The organism is Sphingomonas molluscorum, assembly GCF_039522995.1.
Taxonomy (GTDB): Bacteria; Pseudomonadota; Alphaproteobacteria; order Sphingomonadales; family Sphingomonadaceae; genus Sphingomonas; species Sphingomonas molluscorum.
Genome location: NZ_BAAAEL010000012.1, coordinates 100,431 through 116,259 on the forward strand (window position 1 = coordinate 100,431; position 15,829 = coordinate 116,259).

General features: G+C 66.8%; 19 protein-coding genes and 1 tRNA gene. 9 read left to right on the top strand and 11 right to left on the bottom strand.

Annotation, left to right across the window (positions count from 1 at the left end; genetic code table 11):
- Nucleotides 1-145: 145 nt before the first annotated feature.
- The gene (locus tag ABDZ92_RS13240; RefSeq protein WP_125961046.1) at nucleotides 146-1,507 is read left to right on the top strand and encodes a UDP-glucose dehydrogenase family protein; all 1,362 of its coding nucleotides are present in this window, start codon (nucleotides 146-148) and stop codon (nucleotides 1,505-1,507) included.
- Nucleotides 1,507-2,526: an NAD-dependent epimerase gene (locus ABDZ92_RS13245; protein ID WP_125961047.1), complete on the top strand. Its 1,020-nt coding sequence runs from the start codon at nucleotides 1,507-1,509 to the stop codon at nucleotides 2,524-2,526. Before ABDZ92_RS13240 ends, ABDZ92_RS13245 begins: the two co-directional genes overlap by 1 nt.
- Nucleotides 2,527-2,534: 8 nt before the next feature.
- Here ABDZ92_RS13245 and cas5 read toward each other — a convergent pair whose 3' ends face one another.
- Nucleotides 2,535-3,080: a CRISPR-associated protein Cas5 gene (gene cas5, locus ABDZ92_RS13250; RefSeq protein ID WP_343763257.1), complete on the bottom strand. Its 546-nt coding sequence runs from the start codon at nucleotides 3,078-3,080 to the stop codon at nucleotides 2,535-2,537.
- A gap of 527 nt (nucleotides 3,081-3,607) precedes the next feature.
- Between cas5 and ABDZ92_RS13255 the strand changes: the two genes are divergently transcribed.
- Nucleotides 3,608-4,516, top strand: a complete 909-nt coding sequence (locus ABDZ92_RS13255) for a DMT family transporter (protein WP_125961049.1) — start codon at nucleotides 3,608-3,610, stop codon at nucleotides 4,514-4,516.
- On the opposite strand, the gene ABDZ92_RS13260 is transcribed toward ABDZ92_RS13255, so the two are convergent.
- The 4 genes from ABDZ92_RS13260 to petA are packed head-to-tail and all read right to left on the bottom strand — an operon-like array spanning nucleotide 4,513 to nucleotide 7,839.
- Nucleotides 4,513-5,058, bottom strand: coding sequence for an adenine phosphoribosyltransferase (locus ABDZ92_RS13260; RefSeq protein WP_125961050.1), 546 nt, complete (start codon nucleotides 5,056-5,058; stop codon nucleotides 4,513-4,515). The two genes, ABDZ92_RS13255 and ABDZ92_RS13260, sit on opposite strands and share 4 nt — an antisense overlap.
- Nucleotides 5,058-5,924: a cytochrome c1 gene (locus ABDZ92_RS13265; RefSeq protein ID WP_125961051.1), complete on the bottom strand. Its 867-nt coding sequence runs from the start codon at nucleotides 5,922-5,924 to the stop codon at nucleotides 5,058-5,060. The genes ABDZ92_RS13260 and ABDZ92_RS13265 overlap by 1 nt, the downstream gene beginning before the upstream one ends.
- Nucleotides 5,925-5,939: 15 nt before the next feature.
- Complete coding sequence (locus ABDZ92_RS13270) at nucleotides 5,940-7,244, bottom strand: cytochrome b (RefSeq protein ID WP_125961052.1); 1,305 nt, start codon at nucleotides 7,242-7,244, stop codon at nucleotides 5,940-5,942.
- A 13-nt stretch (nucleotides 7,245-7,257) separates the two neighbouring features.
- A complete protein-coding gene (gene petA, locus ABDZ92_RS13275) occupies nucleotides 7,258-7,839 on the bottom strand; it encodes a ubiquinol-cytochrome c reductase iron-sulfur subunit (RefSeq protein ID WP_125961053.1) in 582 nt (193 codons plus the stop codon).
- A 226-nt stretch (nucleotides 7,840-8,065) separates the two neighbouring features.
- On the opposite strand from petA, the gene ABDZ92_RS13280 reads away from it, so the two are divergent.
- Genes ABDZ92_RS13280 through ABDZ92_RS13290 form a run of 3 tightly spaced genes read left to right on the top strand, consistent with a single transcriptional unit; the run spans nucleotide 8,066 to nucleotide 10,000 of the window.
- Nucleotides 8,066-8,521: a tRNA (cytidine(34)-2'-O)-methyltransferase gene (locus tag ABDZ92_RS13280; RefSeq protein WP_206432208.1), complete on the top strand. Its 456-nt coding sequence runs from the start codon at nucleotides 8,066-8,068 to the stop codon at nucleotides 8,519-8,521.
- Nucleotides 8,522-8,562: 41 nt separating this feature from the next.
- Nucleotides 8,563-9,405, top strand: coding sequence for an oxygen-dependent coproporphyrinogen oxidase (gene hemF / locus ABDZ92_RS13285; RefSeq protein ID WP_125961055.1), 843 nt, complete (start codon nucleotides 8,563-8,565; stop codon nucleotides 9,403-9,405).
- A gap of 4 nt (nucleotides 9,406-9,409) precedes the next feature.
- Complete coding sequence (locus ABDZ92_RS13290) at nucleotides 9,410-10,000, top strand: GNAT family N-acetyltransferase (RefSeq protein WP_125961056.1); 591 nt, start codon at nucleotides 9,410-9,412, stop codon at nucleotides 9,998-10,000.
- Here the strand turns inward: ABDZ92_RS13290 and ABDZ92_RS13295 are convergent.
- Entirely contained in the window at nucleotides 9,976-10,704 is a 729-nt protein-coding gene (locus ABDZ92_RS13295; protein ID WP_125961057.1) for a hypothetical protein, read from the bottom strand. The two genes, ABDZ92_RS13290 and ABDZ92_RS13295, sit on opposite strands and share 25 nt — an antisense overlap.
- A complete protein-coding gene (locus ABDZ92_RS13300; protein WP_125961058.1) occupies nucleotides 10,701-11,534 on the bottom strand; it encodes a hypothetical protein in 834 nt (277 codons plus the stop codon). Before ABDZ92_RS13300 ends, ABDZ92_RS13295 begins: the two co-directional genes overlap by 4 nt.
- A gap of 63 nt (nucleotides 11,535-11,597) precedes the next feature.
- Here ABDZ92_RS13300 and lipB point away from each other — a divergent pair, with 63 nt between their 5' ends.
- From lipB to ABDZ92_RS13315, 3 genes are all read left to right on the top strand, one after another.
- Nucleotides 11,598-12,305 (top strand): lipoyl(octanoyl) transferase LipB, encoded by a 708-nt coding sequence (lipB, locus tag ABDZ92_RS13305; protein ID WP_125961059.1) that lies wholly within the window; start codon nucleotides 11,598-11,600, stop codon nucleotides 12,303-12,305.
- Between the two features lie 66 nt (nucleotides 12,306-12,371).
- On the top strand, nucleotides 12,372-12,644 hold the full coding sequence (locus tag ABDZ92_RS13310; protein WP_125961060.1) for a hypothetical protein: 273 nt from the start codon (nucleotides 12,372-12,374) through the stop codon (nucleotides 12,642-12,644).
- A gap of 259 nt (nucleotides 12,645-12,903) precedes the next feature.
- Nucleotides 12,904-13,581, top strand: a complete 678-nt coding sequence (locus ABDZ92_RS13315; protein WP_125961061.1) for a hypothetical protein — start codon at nucleotides 12,904-12,906, stop codon at nucleotides 13,579-13,581.
- A gap of 18 nt (nucleotides 13,582-13,599) precedes the next feature.
- Here ABDZ92_RS13315 and queE read toward each other — a convergent pair whose 3' ends face one another.
- The 4 genes from queE to ABDZ92_RS13335 all read right to left on the bottom strand — a co-directional run bounded on the left by queE (nucleotide 13,600) and on the right by ABDZ92_RS13335 (nucleotide 15,794).
- A complete protein-coding gene (gene queE, locus ABDZ92_RS13320; RefSeq protein WP_125961062.1) occupies nucleotides 13,600-14,232 on the bottom strand; it encodes a 7-carboxy-7-deazaguanine synthase in 633 nt (210 codons plus the stop codon).
- Between the two features lie 15 nt (nucleotides 14,233-14,247).
- The gene (gene queC / locus ABDZ92_RS13325) at nucleotides 14,248-14,934 is read right to left on the bottom strand and encodes a 7-cyano-7-deazaguanine synthase QueC (RefSeq protein ID WP_125961063.1); all 687 of its coding nucleotides are present in this window, start codon (nucleotides 14,932-14,934) and stop codon (nucleotides 14,248-14,250) included.
- 140 nt (nucleotides 14,935-15,074) lie between these two features.
- Nucleotides 15,075-15,620, bottom strand: coding sequence for a DUF4142 domain-containing protein (locus tag ABDZ92_RS13330; RefSeq protein ID WP_125961064.1), 546 nt, complete (start codon nucleotides 15,618-15,620; stop codon nucleotides 15,075-15,077).
- Between the two features lie 97 nt (nucleotides 15,621-15,717).
- Nucleotides 15,718-15,794 (bottom strand) — tRNA-Met (locus ABDZ92_RS13335).
- Nucleotides 15,795-15,829 lie beyond the last annotated feature (35 nt).

Sequence of the window (15,829 nt, forward strand, 5' to 3'; positions counted from 1 at the left end):
GATGGCGCGACGCCTGCCCGCACCTCATGGAATCCGAACCAATCCACGCTTCCCAGCCGCGGCGTTCGCCCATATGTGCCGGGAACCGTGATACGCCTCGGCTCCGCCAGATCGGCGGCTACCCGGCAGTAAGGAAGAGCACGCAATGCGCATTGTCATGATCGGATCGGGATATGTCGGCCTGGTGTCCGGGGCCTGCTTCGCCGACTTCGGTCACGACGTGGTCTGCGTCGACAAGGACGAGGGGAAGATCGCCAAGCTGCGCGCGGGCGGCATCCCGATCTATGAGCCGGGCCTCGACCAGCTCGTCGCGCGCAATGTCGCGGCCGGTCGCCTCTCGTTCACCACCGAACTGGCCACGCCGGTCGCAGAGGCGGACGTGGTGTTCATCGGCGTCGGCACCCCTTCCCGTCGTGGCGATGGCCACGCCGACCTCTCCTATGTCTACGCCGCCGCGCGGGAGATCGGCGCGGCGCTCAAGGGCTTCACCGTCGTCGTCACCAAGTCGACGGTGCCCGTCGGCACGGGAGACGAGGTCGAGCGCATCATCGCCGAGGTGAACCCGGACGCCGAGTTCGCGGTCGCCTCCAACCCCGAGTTCCTGCGCGAGGGCGCGGCGATCGAGGACTTCAAGCGGCCGGACCGCATCGTCGTAGGCATCGAGGACGAGCGTGCGCGCGCGCCGATGGAAGAGGTCTACCGCCCCCTGTTCCTCAACCGTTCGCCGGTACTGTTCACCGGCCGCCGCACCAGCGAGCTGATCAAGTACGCCGCCAACGCCTTCCTCGCGATGAAGATCACCTTCATCAACGAGATCGCCGACCTGTGCGAAAAGGTCGGTGCGGACGTGAAGGACGTGTCGCGCGGCATCGGCCTCGACAACCGGATCGGATCCAAATTCCTGCACGCAGGCCCGGGCTATGGCGGATCCTGCTTCCCCAAGGACACGCTGGCGCTGGTGAAGACGGCGCAGGATTACGAAGCACCGGTGCGGCTCATCGAGACCACGGTCGCCGTGAACGACACGCGCAAGCGCGCGATGGCGCGCAAGGTCATCGCCGCGCTGGGCGGGGACGTTCGCGGCAAGTCGATCGCGCTGCTCGGCCTCACCTTCAAGCCCAACACCGACGACATGCGCGATTCGCCCGCGCTTGCGATCGTCCAGGTGCTCGAGGATGCCGGCGCCACCGTGCGTGCCTATGATCCAGAGGGCATGGAGGCCGCCCGCACGCTGATGCCGGAGATCGTCTACACCGATTCGGCCTATGCCGCCGCCGAGGGTGCCTGCGCGGTCGTGATCGTCACCGAGTGGGACGCTTTCCGCGCGCTCGACCTCAAGCGGCTGGGCCGCATCATGGCGCAGCCGGTGCTCGTCGACCTGCGCAACATCTACCGCCCCGAAGCGGTCGAGGCGGCCGGCTTCACCTATTGCGGCGTGGGCCGCCCGGGACACGCGAAGCCTGCGGCCACCAGCGAGGCGACCCCCGCGGAAGCGACCGTCGACTGATGCGGTACCTGATCACCGGCACCGCCGGGTTCATCGGGTTCCATCTGGCGCGCCGTCTGCTGGCGGACGGGCACGACGTCACCGGCTTCGACGGGATGACGCGTTATTATGACGTGCGCCTGAAGCAGGCCCGCAACGCCGTGCTCGCCCGGTCGGACCGGTTCCGCATGGTGGAAGGGATGCTGGAGGACCGCTCCGCGCTCTATCAGGCCGCCGAGATCGCGGAGCCGGAGGTGATCATCCACCTCGCGGCGCAAGCCGGCGTGCGCTATTCGATCGAGGCGCCCGGCACCTATGTCGAGAGCAATCTGACCGGCTCCTGGAATGTGCTGGAACTCGCGCGCGCGCTCCAGCCACAGCATCTGCTGATGGCGTCGACATCGTCGATCTATGGCGCGAACCCGACGGTGCCGTTCAGCGAATCCCACCGCGCGGACGAACCGCTGAGCCTCTACGCCGCGACCAAGAAGGGCATGGAGGCGATGGCGCACAGCTATGCCCATTTGTTCGGGGTTCCGAGCACCATGTTCCGCTTCTTCACGGTCTACGGCCCGTGGGGCCGGCCCGACATGGCGCTGTTCAAGTTCACGGACGCGATCCTGAACGACCGACCGATCGACGTATACGGCCACGGCCAGATGGCGCGGGACTTCACCTATGTCGACGATCTGATCGAGGCGGTGGTGCGGCTCACGCACGTACCTCCCGCAGAAGAGAACCGCGTCATCGGCGAGGCAGCGATCGACTCGCTATCGCACCAGGCACCGTTCCGGGTGGTCAACATCGGCGGCGGCCAGCCTACCCCGCTGATGGACTTCATCCGGACCGTCGAGCATGCGACCGGCCGCAGTGCCAAGCTCAACATGATGGACATGCAGGCCGGCGACGTGCCGCGCACCTATGCGGATCCGACGCTGTTGCACGCGCTCACCGGCTACACGCCCGACACGCCGATCGAAACCGGCGTGGCGAGGTTCGTCGAGTGGTACCGGGAGTGGCGGGCACAGGCGGCGGCCTAATCCCAGTCTCAGCTGAACACCCCCTCGCCCTGCCGCGGGAGCGTCACTACCCCGTCGACCGCCCGCGCCCGGAAGTAGCGAAAGCGGCGGGGATCCTTCGGGACCCGCTCGAACGGCAGCCAACCCAGATCCAGTTGCGCCGGGCCATCGAAGGCGCTGTCGAGCGGGGTATCGACGGAAGCGAGCTTCAGGGTCGCCGGAAGCTCGAGCAGACCCAGATAGCCGCTTTCGGGATCCAGACGACGCGCTTTGCGAAGAAACATCGACTCATGCGCATCGATGCTGTCCCGCGGTCCGGCGCGCAGGGTCAGGTCGAAGCCGAAGTCCAGCGCCCAACACGGCGCCTCCAGCGCCCGCATGACGCCCCTAGGGCCCACCAGGTCGACCGTCCGAACGGGCGCGAGCAGATGGATCGTCCGGATACGCCAGCGGATTGCCGGCTTCCAGTGAATCCTCTCGATGAGCCCGAGCGCTGCAATCGGCGTGATCATGTCATAGCTGACAAGAGCATCGCTGAATTCCGGCCGCGGGAAGCAGGCGAGCGCACCGGACACCAGCAACCTGAACTGCACTCTGCGCCCCAACAGCTATCGTGATTCAATCGTTCGCGCTTTGTGCACCGGCGCGCCACGATCAACGATTTGGTCTACCTCCACATCGGCGGGACTTTTCACATGCTGCTGGGATCTTGAGCGTGCTCGTTCCAGTATGGACACTCTTTGAGTGTGCAACGCGCGCCTCCACCCTGCACTATCTCCGTACCGGATGAGCCGTGCAAATCACTCCTCCGAGATGGATGCGTAACCTTGAAGATTTGGGGGGGAAGCAATGTCCTGGAAAGCGAAGCTCGAGATTTCCTTGTCGCTCATTCCGAGCCTGAAGCTTCAGCTTGAATGCACAAGCCGCGGACGCCCGGTCGCCCGGTCACCTCAGCGCTTGGGACTCGCGCCCCCGCGACCCCGCCGACCCCGCTCGCCAGTTCCTGGAGCAGCACACTAAACGCAGCCTCACAAGAGGCGGACCATCGAGCCGCTCACCCGCCGCGGTTGTGCCCCGTCCCTCCGCCACCTACAGCCGCGGCATGCCGGGCGATACCATCCTCAAGGGCGTGGGCCTGCGGCTGCTCGCGATCTTCTTCCTCTCGACCATGTCGGCGCTGGTGAAGCTCGCCGAGGCGCAGGGCGCGACGCTGTTCGAAACCATGTTCTGGCGCCAGTTCTGCGCACTGCCCGTGGTCGTCGCCTTCGTGGCGATGGGACCGGGCCTGGCCACGCTGCGCACCCGGCGCTTCGGGGCCCATCTGGGCCGCTCGGCAGTTGGGCTCCTCGGCATGGTGTTCACCTTCGGCTCGGTGCTGCTGCTGCCGCTGGCGGAGGCGACCACCTTCCAGTTCACTGTGCCGATCTTTGCGACGATCCTCGGCGCGCTGGTACTGCGCGAGCCCACCGGCTGGCAGAGGTGGAGTGCCGTACTGGTGGGCTTTGCGGGCGTGCTGATCGTTGCGCAGCCCGGCGCAGGGCATCCTGTCACGCCGTTCGGCACGGTCATCGGGCTCCTCGCCGCGCTGTTCGTGGCGATCGTTGCCATCCTGCTGCGCCAACTCGGGCGGACGGAGAACAGCGGGACCACGGTGTTCTGGTTCTCGCTGCTGTCGCTTCCGCCGCTTGCGCTGCTCTACGCGTTCAACCTGAAGTCCCATGACGCCGCGACCTGGGGCATCCTGGTGTCGATCGGGCTGGTGGGCGGCATGGGTCAGATCGCGCTCACCGCAGCGCTGCGGCATGCGCCGGTCGCCGTCGTGGTACCGATGGATTATTCGGGCCTTGTCTGGGCGACGCTCTACGGCTGGCTCTTGTTCGGCCTGCTCCCCGGGTCGGCAACCTGGATCGGCGCGCCCGTCATCGTCGCGAGCGGCCTGTTCATCGTCTGGCGAGAGCACCGGCTGGGGCGGCAGAAGGTCGCCGCCGCCAGCGCGGTCGAGGACGCCTAGTCTCCGTCGTACGCCACCAAGCTGCGGACGGTGATCCCATCCCTCCGCAGCGCGTCGGCGCCGCCAAGGTCCGGCAAGTCGATCACGAACGCTGCCTGGGTGACGGTGGCGCCCGCCTTGCGCAGCAGCCGTACCGCCGCGCGTGCGGTGCCACCCGTGGCGATCAGGTCGTCCACCAGCAGCACCCGGGCACCGGGCGCGCAGGCATCGGCATGGATGGTGATGCGGTCGGTGCCATATTCGAGGGCATAATCCTCGGCGATGGTCGCGCCGGGCAGCTTGCCGTCCTTGCGCACCAGCAGCACGCCCGCGCCCAGCGCGAGTGCGACGGCGGGCGCGAAGACGAAGCCGCGCGCCTCGATGCCCGCCACCAGGTCGATCGGCCCTTCGACCGAGGCGACCATCTGCTCGACGGCAAGGCGCAGTCCCTCGGCGTCGAGCAGCAGGGTCGTGATGTCGCGGAACTGGATGCCGGGCTTCGGGAAGTCCGGGATCGTCCGGATGCGCCGCCGGATCGCTTCGGCGGCGCTCTCAGTCGTCATCAATGCTTCACGCCCCGCCAGATGTTGCGATAGGCCCCGAAGGTCAGCAGCGTGAAGATCAGCAGGAAGAGGATCGTCGCCAACCCCGCCTGGTGTCGCGTCTCCAGGTTCGGCTCCGCAGTCCAGACGAGGAAGGCCGAGACGTCCTTGGCCATCTGATCGATCGTCGCGCGCGTGCCGTCCTGGTAGGTCACCTGGTCGTTGCTGGTGATCGGCGGCGGCATCGCGATGTTGAGGTTCGGGAAGTAGGGGTTGTAGTGCAACCCTTCCGGCGTCTTCGCACCCGGGAATTCGTGCACCAGTTCCGCAGGCTGGTTCTGATAGCCGGTCAGCAGCGAATAGATGTACGCCGCCCCGCCCTCGCGCGCCTTGGTGATCAGCGAAAGATCGGGCGGGATCGCGTTGTTGTTCGCAGCCCGCGCGGCGACGTCGTTCGCAAAGGCCAACGGGAAGCGGTCCGAGGGAATGTTGGCCCGCGTCGCCGTCTCACCCGTTTCCGGGTTGATGCTCGGCTGCTGGATCGCCCACTGGGTGGCGATCGCCTTCACCTCGGCCTCGTTGTAGCCGAGGTCCTCCAGGTTGCGGAACGCGACCAGGCGAAGCGAGTGACAGGCGGCGCAGACCTCCTTGTACACCTGGAAGCCCCGCTGGAGCTGCTGGCGGTCGAAGCGGCCGAACGGTCCGTCCGACGCCAGCTTGAGCGGCTTGTGCTCCCGGTGGAACTCATGCTCCGCGGTCGGTGCGGCAGGCTCGGTGACTAGGCCGTAGACGGTCGTGATCAGCGCGAGCATCAGCACGCCCGCGAATGCCAGGCCGATCAGGATGTTCAGGTTGCGCAACGCCAACCGGAAAAGGGAAGAGATCATGAAAGTCGATGCCCCTTATTCGGCCGCGGCCGGCGCGTCGGTCACTGCAGTTTCGCGCATGCGAGAGCCGCTCTTTCCTTCCAGCACCGCCTCGGTGATCGAGTTCGGCAGCGGGCGCGGACGCTCCAGGGCGGAGACGATCGGCACCAGCACCAGGAAGTGGAGGAAGTAATAGGCCGCCGCGATCTGGCTGGCGATGATGTAGGCCGGTTCCGCCGGCGCACCGCCGCAGAAGCCCAGCACCAGCACGTCGAGCACCAGCACCCAGAACAGCGTGCGATACACCGGGCGGAAGTTCGCCGAACGGACCGGCGAGCGATCGAGCCACGGCAGGAAGAACAGCAGCAGGATCGAGCCGAACATCGCCAGCACGCCCCACAGCTTCGCCGGGATGATGAAGTCCACGGTGAACGCGCGCAGGATCGCGTAGAAGGGCCAGAAATACCATTCCGGCACGATGTGCGCAGGTGTCGAGAGCGGGTTCGCTGGAATATAGTTGTCCGCATGCCCCAGGTAGTTGGGCGCGAAGAACAGCAGCGCGGCAAAGATGATCAGGAACACGCCCAGGCCGAAGCCGTCCTTGGCCGTGTAATAGGGGTGGAACGGCACCGTATCCTGCTCAGACTTCACCTCCACGCCGGTCGGGTTGCCCGAGCCCGGGATGTGCAGCGCCCAGATGTGGAGGATGATGACCCCCAGGATCACGAACGGCAGCAGATAATGGAGCGAGAAGAAGCGGTTGAGCGCGGCGTTGTCCGGCGCATAGCCGCCCAGCAGCCAGATGCGGATCGTCTCGCCAATCCCGGGGATCGCCGAGAAGAAGCCGGTGATGACCTGTGCGCCCCAGAAGCTCATCTGCCCCCAGGGGAGCACATAGCCCATGAAGGCGGTCGCCATCAGCAGCAGGAAGATGACGACGCCCAGCAGCCACACCATCTCGCGCGGCGCCTTGTACGAGCCGTAGTAGAGCCCGCGGAAGATGTGGATATAGACCACCGCCAGGAACATCGACGCGCCGTTCGCGTGCGCATAGCGCAGGAACCAGCCGGCGTTCACGTCGCGCATGATCGATTCGACCGAGTCGAACGCGACCGCGCCATTGGCGGCATAGTGCATGGCGAGCACGATGCCGGTCACGATCTGGATCATCAGGGCGGCACCCGCCATGATGCCGAAATTCCAGAAATAATTGAGGTTGCGCGGGACGGGATAACCGCCGCCGATCGCGTTGTAGACGAAGCGTGGCAGCGGCAGGCGGCTGTCCACCCACTGCATCAGCGGGTGCTTCGGCGCATAATGCTGGGCCCAGGGAAAGCTCATCGCGTGTCTCTCCTCAGCCGACCAGGATCGTGGTGTCGGACGTGAACGAATAGTCGGGGACCGCCAGGTTCAGCGGTGCAGGCCCCTGCCGGATGCGCCCGGCGGTGTCATAGGCAGAGCCATGGCACGGGCAGAAATAGCCCCCAAACGGGCCCTTGTTCTCGCCCTCGCCGGCGCCCAGCGGCACGCAGCCCAGGTGGGTGCACACGCCGAGCGTCACGAGCCAGTTGGCCTTGCCCTCCTTCGTACGTTCGGCGAGCGACTGCGGATCGCGCAGGTCCGACAGCGGCACCTTGTTGGCGGCCTCGATCTCCTGCGGGGTGAGGTTGCGCACGAACAGCGGCTGCTTGCGGAACGAGGCCTTGATCGCCTGGCCCGGCTCGATCGCCGACAGGTCCAGCTCGGTGGTCGAAAGCGCCAGCACGTCTGCCGAAGGGCTCATCTGGTTGATGAGCGGCAGGGCGATCACCCCCACGCCCACCCCTGCAAATGCCACCGCGCCAATGGATAGATAATCGCGTCGGCGGGGATTCTCGATCACATCTTCGTGCGAGCCGGTCACTCCGCCGGGGGGAACCTCGTCTATTGTCGCCATGCGCTATTTGCCCCTGCACCCAAACCATTCGGCGCGAACGCGCCTCAGAGAATTACAGGCAGCCTTGCCATCTATTCGGCTGCGTCAAGTAGCCTTGATCTCCGGCGCCTCCGCAACGTGATAGACGTGGGGGCGTCACTTTGCCAACCGCCCCCGCGCTACTGCCTGCGCGCCGCCTCTACACGGCATCGTTGCGCAAGAGTTTGAGGCAGGGCAAAGCCGTGCGGTGCGGATCGCAATGTTTCAGCCCGACATCGCCGGAAATGTCGGCACCATTCTCCGGCTGGGTGCCTGCCTCGGCGTGGGCATCGACCTGATCGAGCCGATGGGCTTCCCGTGGAGCGACCGTGCGCTGGCGCGTGCCGGCATGGACTATGCGGCGCAGGCGTCGGTGGTGCGCCACGTCGACTGGGACGCCTTCCGCGAACAACTTCCCGGCCGCCTCGTGCTGCTCACCACCCGCGGTGCGGTGCCGCTGCCGAGTGCGCGATTCGACGCAGGCGACACGCTGCTGCTGGGTTCCGAAGGCTCCGGCGTGCCGGAGGCGGTGCATGCCGCCGCCGACCTCGCGGTCGCCATTCCGATGCGACCCGAGATGCGCTCGCTGAACGTCGCCGTCGCGGGCGCGATGGTGGTGGGCGAGGCGCTGCGCCAAACCGGCGGATGGCCGCCATTCGGCTGAAGCTCTCGACTTCGCGCGGGGGGCGAAGCTAAGCCGTCGCGATGGAACCTCTCGATTCTCAACAGCTTGCCGCGCGTACCTGGTTCGAGCACCTGCGCGACCGGATCTGCGCCGAATTCGAAGCGATCGAGCGCGAAGCCGGGTCCGACGCATGCTTCGACTACAGCCCCTGGGATCGGGTCGATTCGGCGGGGGGCCATGGCGGCGGTGGCGTGCGCGGGCTGATGAAGGGGCGCGTGTTCGAGAAGGTCGGCGTCAACGTGTCCACGGTCGCCGGCACGCTGGAGGGCGGCTTTGCCCAGTCGATTCACGGCGCGGGGGAGAACCCTGCCTTTTTCGCGACCGGCATCAGCCTCGTCGCGCACATGGTGAACCCGCATGTGCCTGCGGTGCACATGAACACGCGCTTCCTGGTGACCACGAAACGCTGGTTCGGCGGGGGAGCCGACCTCAACCCGCCGCTTCCCTATGACGACGACACCGCCGACTTCCACCAGGCGCTGGCCGCGGCGTGCGACCGGCACGATCCCGACCACTATCCGCGGTTCAAAAAGTGGGCGGACGACTATTTCTTCATCCCCCACCGCAACGTGCATCGCGGCGTCGGCGGCATCTTCTACGACCATCTGGAAGGTGACTTCGATGCGAACTTCGCCTTCACCCGTGACGTGGGCGAGGCGTTCCTCACGATCTACCCGGCACTGGTGCGCCGCCGGATGAACCAGGATTTCACCGGCGCGGATCGCGTCCGGCAGCTCGAATGGCGGGGCCGCTACGCCGAATTCAACCTGGTCTATGACCGCGGCACGCTGTTCGGCCTGAAGACCGGCGGCAACATCGACGCGATCCTGATGAGCCTGCCGCCGATGGCGAGCTGGAGCTGATCCCGTGGGGCTGATCCCCGTCCGTCCCGACGAGGTCGCCACCATCGTCACCTCGCTCGAGATGCGGGCGCGCCCCGCGCTGCGCCCGCTTCCCGACGCGCCCCTTCGGCTCGTCCACTGGCGCGAACCGGACCTTGCCAAATACCGGGCGCTGTTCCGCCGGGTCGGGGAGCCGTGGCTGTGGTTTTCACGGCTGGTGATGGACGACGACCGCTTGCGCGCGATTGTCCACGATCCCGGCATCTCGGTGTACGCCGCTGTCGATCCGCGCGGGATCGAGGTCGGGATGCTGGAACTCGACCACCGTCGCGCAGGCGAATGCGAGCTCTCCTACTTCGCGCTGGTCCCGGAACTGGTCGGTCGCGGCCTTGGCCAGTGGCTGATGGCCCAGGCGCTGACCCTCGCCTGGCGCAAGGACGTCGAGCGGCTGTGGGTCCATACCTGCACGCTCGATCATCCGCGCGCGCTTGGCTTCTATCGCAAGAGCGGGTTCGTGCCGTTCAAGCGAACCGTCGAGACCTTCGCCGATCCGCGCGCATCGGGCATCCTGTCGCCCGACGCGGCGCCGCATTATCCGCGGCTGCCGCTCGCCTGAGCATAGGCGGAGACGCGGAGCAGGGCATAGGCGAGCGTCATCCCGCCGTTCGCAATGCCGGCGACGAGCGCACCCAGGGCCACCGCGACATCGTTCCCCTGCCCCGCGGACGTAAACGCGCCGCCAAGCGCCACCACCATCTGTGCGGCGAAGTAGAAGACCGTCTGGAGGCCGAGCAGGGCAAAGCCGTTGCCCGCGGTAAGCTGGATGCCGCGCGCCATGGCATCGAGCGCATTGCGCCGCGGCTCGGCGACGATCGCGGCGGGGATCAGGAAGATCCGGCCGACGGCGTAGAGCCCTGGCAGCAGAAACGCCATCAGGCCGAGCACCACGGCGAACTGGCATGCGATCTGGGCCAGCAGAAGCGCCGGGAACCGCCGCAGCGCCACGCCCATCGCACCTGCAACTGTGGGCTGGCTCGAATCGAGAAACAGCGCCAGGATCGTGCCGGTGCCGAACAGGCCCAGGACGGTCTGCAGCAGCAGCCAGTGCAAGTTGGCGTAGAGATAGGCCTGCATGGACTGGAGCAACGTGGCGGCGTCCGCCGGCGCTGCCGGGTCCGGAACCTCCGGCACGACCATCCAGATGGTCGCCGCCATCGTCGGCACCACCAGAAACACACCCGCCAGCGGCAACAGCAGCGCACGTTCCCGCCGCCAAAGGGTCCACGCGCCGCCGACCACGGCGGCCATATTCAGCTTCATCGATGTGCCGCCGTTCCGTCCTGTCGTTCGCGTGCCGCAAGGTAGAGCTTGCCGGTGAACACCCACAGCATCACGGCGAGCGCCGTTTCTACCAGGGTGGTGAGCAGCAGCGTCAGCACGGATGCCACGCCAAGGCCATCGTCGCTGCCGAAGATCAGCGCAAGAATGGTGCCGCCCGCGTACTGGGTCGCAGCCGTGAGTACCGTCGAGACGATCCCATAGAGCAGGAACATGCCTATGATCTTGGCGGCAAGGCCACGCGTAAGGGTGAAGGTGCGCGCGATCGCGCGCAGCCCGCGCCGCTCCTCCAGGATAACCGGAGGCAAGAGGCTCAGCCGTGCGGCGACCCACAGCAGCAGCGGGATCAGCACCAGCGCGTAGAGTGCGATCCATGCCGCGGCCGCGACACTCGGGGTCACGCTTTCGCCCGCCGCCGCGGCCACGAAGTCAAAGCCAAAGGCCACAAGGATCGCCGCCGCCGGCATCGCCAGCAGCAGGAGCAGCGCGGTCACCAGCAACGCGAAGCCGATCACCACCGGCAGGCGCAACCCGGCCTGTCGAAACGCCGCGCGCGGGCTGTCGAGCCCGGCGGCCAGGGCAAGGATCGCGAGTTCGGCCCATAGCATCAGCAGCCCGGCCACGAGCCGCACCGGCATCCAGATCCCGGCCGATGCGCCGACGTCCTGCGCAGCAGCGGTTTCGGCCAGACCGCCGATCACGGCGGGCACGAACAGTGCCGGCAGCGCCAACGCGACGAGCGTGGCGCGACGTGCGCGGAGGAATGCAGCGGTGCGATCCCACACCTGCTCCATCTCGACCATGGCCCGCATCGGCGCCCCATTCCCCACTGGTTGCATGACGCGTGGCTGTACCTGTGCTACCGGGGCTTGCCAATGCTTACCCCCGATACTCCCCCCTCGCCCCAACCCATACTGCCGGAATGGCGCATCGAGCCGGGTCTCACCGACTATCCGCGGGCGCTGGCCACCATGGAGGCGCGGGCAGCCGCGATCGCCGATGGCACGGCCGGCGAACTGGTGTGGCTGGTCGAGCATCCGCCGCTCTACACCGCAGGAACCAGCGCCGATCCGGCCGAGCTGCTCGACCCGCGCTTCCCGGTCTATCCGGCAGGCCGTGGCGGCCGCTACACCTATCACGGCCCCGGCCAGCGGGTGGGTTACCTGATGCTGAACCTCGCCCAGCGCGGCCGTGACGTCCGCTGCTTCGTCCATGCGGTGGAGCAATGGGTCATCCGCGCCCTCGCGCGGCTGGAAGTCAAAGCGTTCTCGGTGCCCGAGCGGATCGGCATCTGGACCCGCGATGGCGGGCACGAGGCAAAGATCGGCGCGATCGGTGTTCGGGTGCGGCGCTGGGTCACCTTCCACGGCTTCTCCGTCAACCTGTCTCCGGACCTCACCCACTTCGGCGGGATCGTGCCGTGCGGCCTTCCCGAATTCCCAGTAACCAGTCTCGAACAGCTCGGGCGGGATGCCCGCCAGGAAAGCTTCGACGCGGCACTTTTGCTGGAATTTCCGACGTTGCTGGCGTCACTCACCGCATCGCGCGAAAACCCGCTTGAGGGCTGCCCGCGAACCGACTAATGTCCATCCCCGGTTGGGTATTAAACGGCAGATAAGCCGCCAAACCACTTGTTTAGGGAGCTCTACATGCGCGCAATCATTTCCAAGATCGTTACCAGCTCGATGGTCGCCGGTGCGGCGCTGATGGTCGCAGCTTGCGGCGACTCGGCCGAGACCACCACGGACAACACCATCGTGACCGATCTGAACTCGACCGACACCTCGCTCGACGGCACGATGACCGACAACATGACCGCCGTTGACGGCGCCATGGGCAACGACGCGATGCTCGCGAACGACACGACCCTCGCGAACGACACCGCGCTGGGCAACGACACCGCGACCACCAACGCGATGTAATCAGACGCTTCGGCGTCTGTTCAGCAAAGGCCGTCCGGGCGACCGGGCGGCCTTTGTTTTTGGTGGCTCGGGACCGCTTGTCGGCTCGCCCGCCGGGCTGCCGCATTGCAGCAAGGGACCGGATAAAGAATCCGTTGAATCCCAAGCAGCTGGCTGCGGATTGCATATCGCCACTGGCGAGCAAAAAGGGTCTTGGCGACGCACGTCAAAACCCCGTAACCCCTCCTCGTGGCGCCGCATTGGCGCTTGAGAGGATCCCATGAAGTCAGTGCGAACCCTGATCGCCGGCGCGGCCCTTGCGGCAGCGACCTATGCTGCGCCCGCCTCGGCGCAGTTCTTCTTCAAGTCGCCCGAGCTGTCGGGTGCGCGCGTGACCGGTACCGAGCCGGGCATCACCGTCCAGGCGCTTCCGGGTGCGACCGGTGACGAACTGCGCGCAGCGCTGGCCTGGAACCTGCGCGCGGGCCTCAACGTCGCCGCGCTTCAGTGCCAGTTCGAGCCCACACTGCTGACGCTCAACAACTACAACGACCTGCTCGACACGCACGCGGACGAGCTGAAGCGCAGCTATGAGGTTCTGGCGAAATATTTCGAGCGCAACGCCAAGACCAAGAAGGAAGGGCAGACCGCGCTCGACCAGTTCGGCACCCGCGTCTACTCGAGCTTCTCGACGGTATCGGCACAGCTCAACTTCTGCCAGGCGGCGGGCGAGATCGGCCAGGAGGCGGTGTTCACGCCCAAGGGCCAGTTCGGCGCACTTGCGGAACAGCACATGCGCAAGCTCCGCAACAGCCTCGTCCCTTCGAGCGAGCAGCAGTTCCCCGGCGGCTTCTATCAGCGCTCGCTGACCAACATGGAGCCGCTCACCCGGCCGAAGTGCTGGAAGAAGGGTGTCTGGCAGGACAAGCGCTGCGGCGCCTATCCGCTGCTCGGCTGATCCAGACGGGGCTGCGGATTACCGCAGCCCCAGCAGCTTGTGCGTTTGCAGAGACAAGCGCCACTTCGGCCGGGCGAGCACCATATCCACTGCGGCCTGGCGGTTCGCATCGGCCTGGGGATCGTCGAGCGGCTGCGCCAGGAAATTGGCGAAGTCCCAGCCCTCGATCTCCTCTAGGTCCAGGCCCGCCTGCGGCCACACCAGCTTGAGCTCGTCGCCCCGGCGTTGCACCACGGTGCTGCCCGCCTTGGGGCTGATACATACCCAGTCGATCCCCGGGTGCGCGGCGATCGTGCCGTTGCTCTCGATAGCAATGGTGAAGCCGGCCGCGTGCAGCGCCTCCACCAGCGCATCGTCGATCTGGAGCATGGGCTCCCCGCCCGTCAGCACGACGAAGCGGCGCTCGGCGCCGGGTCCCCAGAATCCCTCGACCGCCGCGACCAGTGCCGCCGCATCCGCGAACTTCCCGCCGCCCTCGCCATCCGTCCCGACGAAGTCGGTGTCGCAGAAGCGGCAGATGGCGCTGGCGCGGTCGATCTCACGCCCGCTCCACAGGTTGCACCCCGCAAAGCGCACGAACACCGCCCGGCGACCGGCATGCACGCCCTCGCCCTGCAGCGTCAGGAACATCTCCTTGACGGCGTAGCTCACGGTATCAGCGCCCGCTCAGGCCGCAGCAGTGGCGTAGCGGGTCGGGTCCGGCACGCCTGCCTCCTCGAAGCCCTTGGAGCGCAGCCGGCAGCTGTCGCACAGGCCGCAGTGAAGGTCGCCCTGCGGATCGTAGCAGGACCAGCTGATGCCCAGGTCCAGCCCCAGCCGGGTGCCTTCGCGCACGATGTCCGCCTTGGTCATGTGCTGGAGCGGCGCGTGGATCTTGAACCCCTCGCCCTCCACGCCGGCTTTCGTCGCGAGCGCCGCGAGATGCTCGAAGCCGGCGATGAACTCGGGGCGGCAGTCTGGATAGCCCGAATAGTCGAGCGCATTGACGCCGATGAACAGGTCGCGTGCGCCCGCCGCCTCGGCCCAGCCGAGCGACAGGCTCAGGAAGATGGTGTTGCGGGCCGGCACATAGGTGATGGGAATACCAGGCGCGACACCGTCCTTCGGGACGGCGATGTCGGCGGTAAGCGCCGATCCGCCGAACGCGGAAAGGTCCAGCGACAGGGTCACGTGCCGGTCGGCACCGAGCGCCGCGGCGACGCGGCCGGCGGCGGCAAGCTCGATCTGGTGGCGCTGGTTATAGTCCACCGACAGGGCAAGGAGACGATATCCCGCCTCGCGTGCGAGCGCGGCGGAAACCATGGAGTCGAGGCCGCCCGAGACGAGGGCGACGGCAAAAGGCTGATCGGTCATGATGCCGCATCCGCTAGGCCCAGATGCGTCGCGCCGCAACCGTGCGACGCGGCAACCCATTGTTCCGCCGGGTAGACCAGTCGAAAAAAGAGGGCCCGCCGGTCCGGCGAGCCCTCCTCCATGTCACCTTCTCGCGCGGCTTACATGCCGCCCGGTGCGCTCTGCAGGTGCGCCAGGTGCTTCTCGATGATCGGCACGGCCGAGTCCGCCACCTGCTTCAGCGCCGGGTCCTGCCCGTCGGTCGAATAGCCCTTGTGCAGCGACCAGGCCGCGCGGTGCGCCTCGGCCTGCTGCTGCATGTAGAGCGCGTCGAAGCTGTCGGCATCCGCAGCCTTCAGAGCTGCGATCTTGGCCGCATTCGGCTCCGAAAGCGCGCTCGGCGGGCGCTTGACCTTGGGCTCCGTCTTCGGGAGCGCCGCCATCAGCGCCTTGGTGGTGGTGGTATGATCCGCGATCATCTCGCGCGCGAACGCCTTGGTCGCGTCGCTCTTGGACTTCGTCAGCGCGATCCGGCTGGACTGGATCTCATACTTGTCGCTGTCCGCCGCCCAGGCAGCATAATTCTCGGACGGAGTCCCGCTCATCGGCGCGGCCCCGACCTGTTCCGGGGTCATCGTCTGCGCGATGCCGGCTGCGGGCATCGCCCCCAGCGCAAGTGCACTCATCGTGATCAGCAGCTTCCGCATGTTCGTCTCCCAATTGGTGAGCGCGAAACGGATGGTGCGGTACAGTGTTCCAGCGGATCGACACCGATCCGCACGCAACTGCTTCTATCTGGGAAAATGGTAGCGGAGGAGGGACTTGAACCCCCGACACGCGGATTATGATTCCGCTGCTCTAACCAACTGAGCTACTCCGCCCCATGGGCACTCGCCGTGGCGAGGGCGCGCCTATA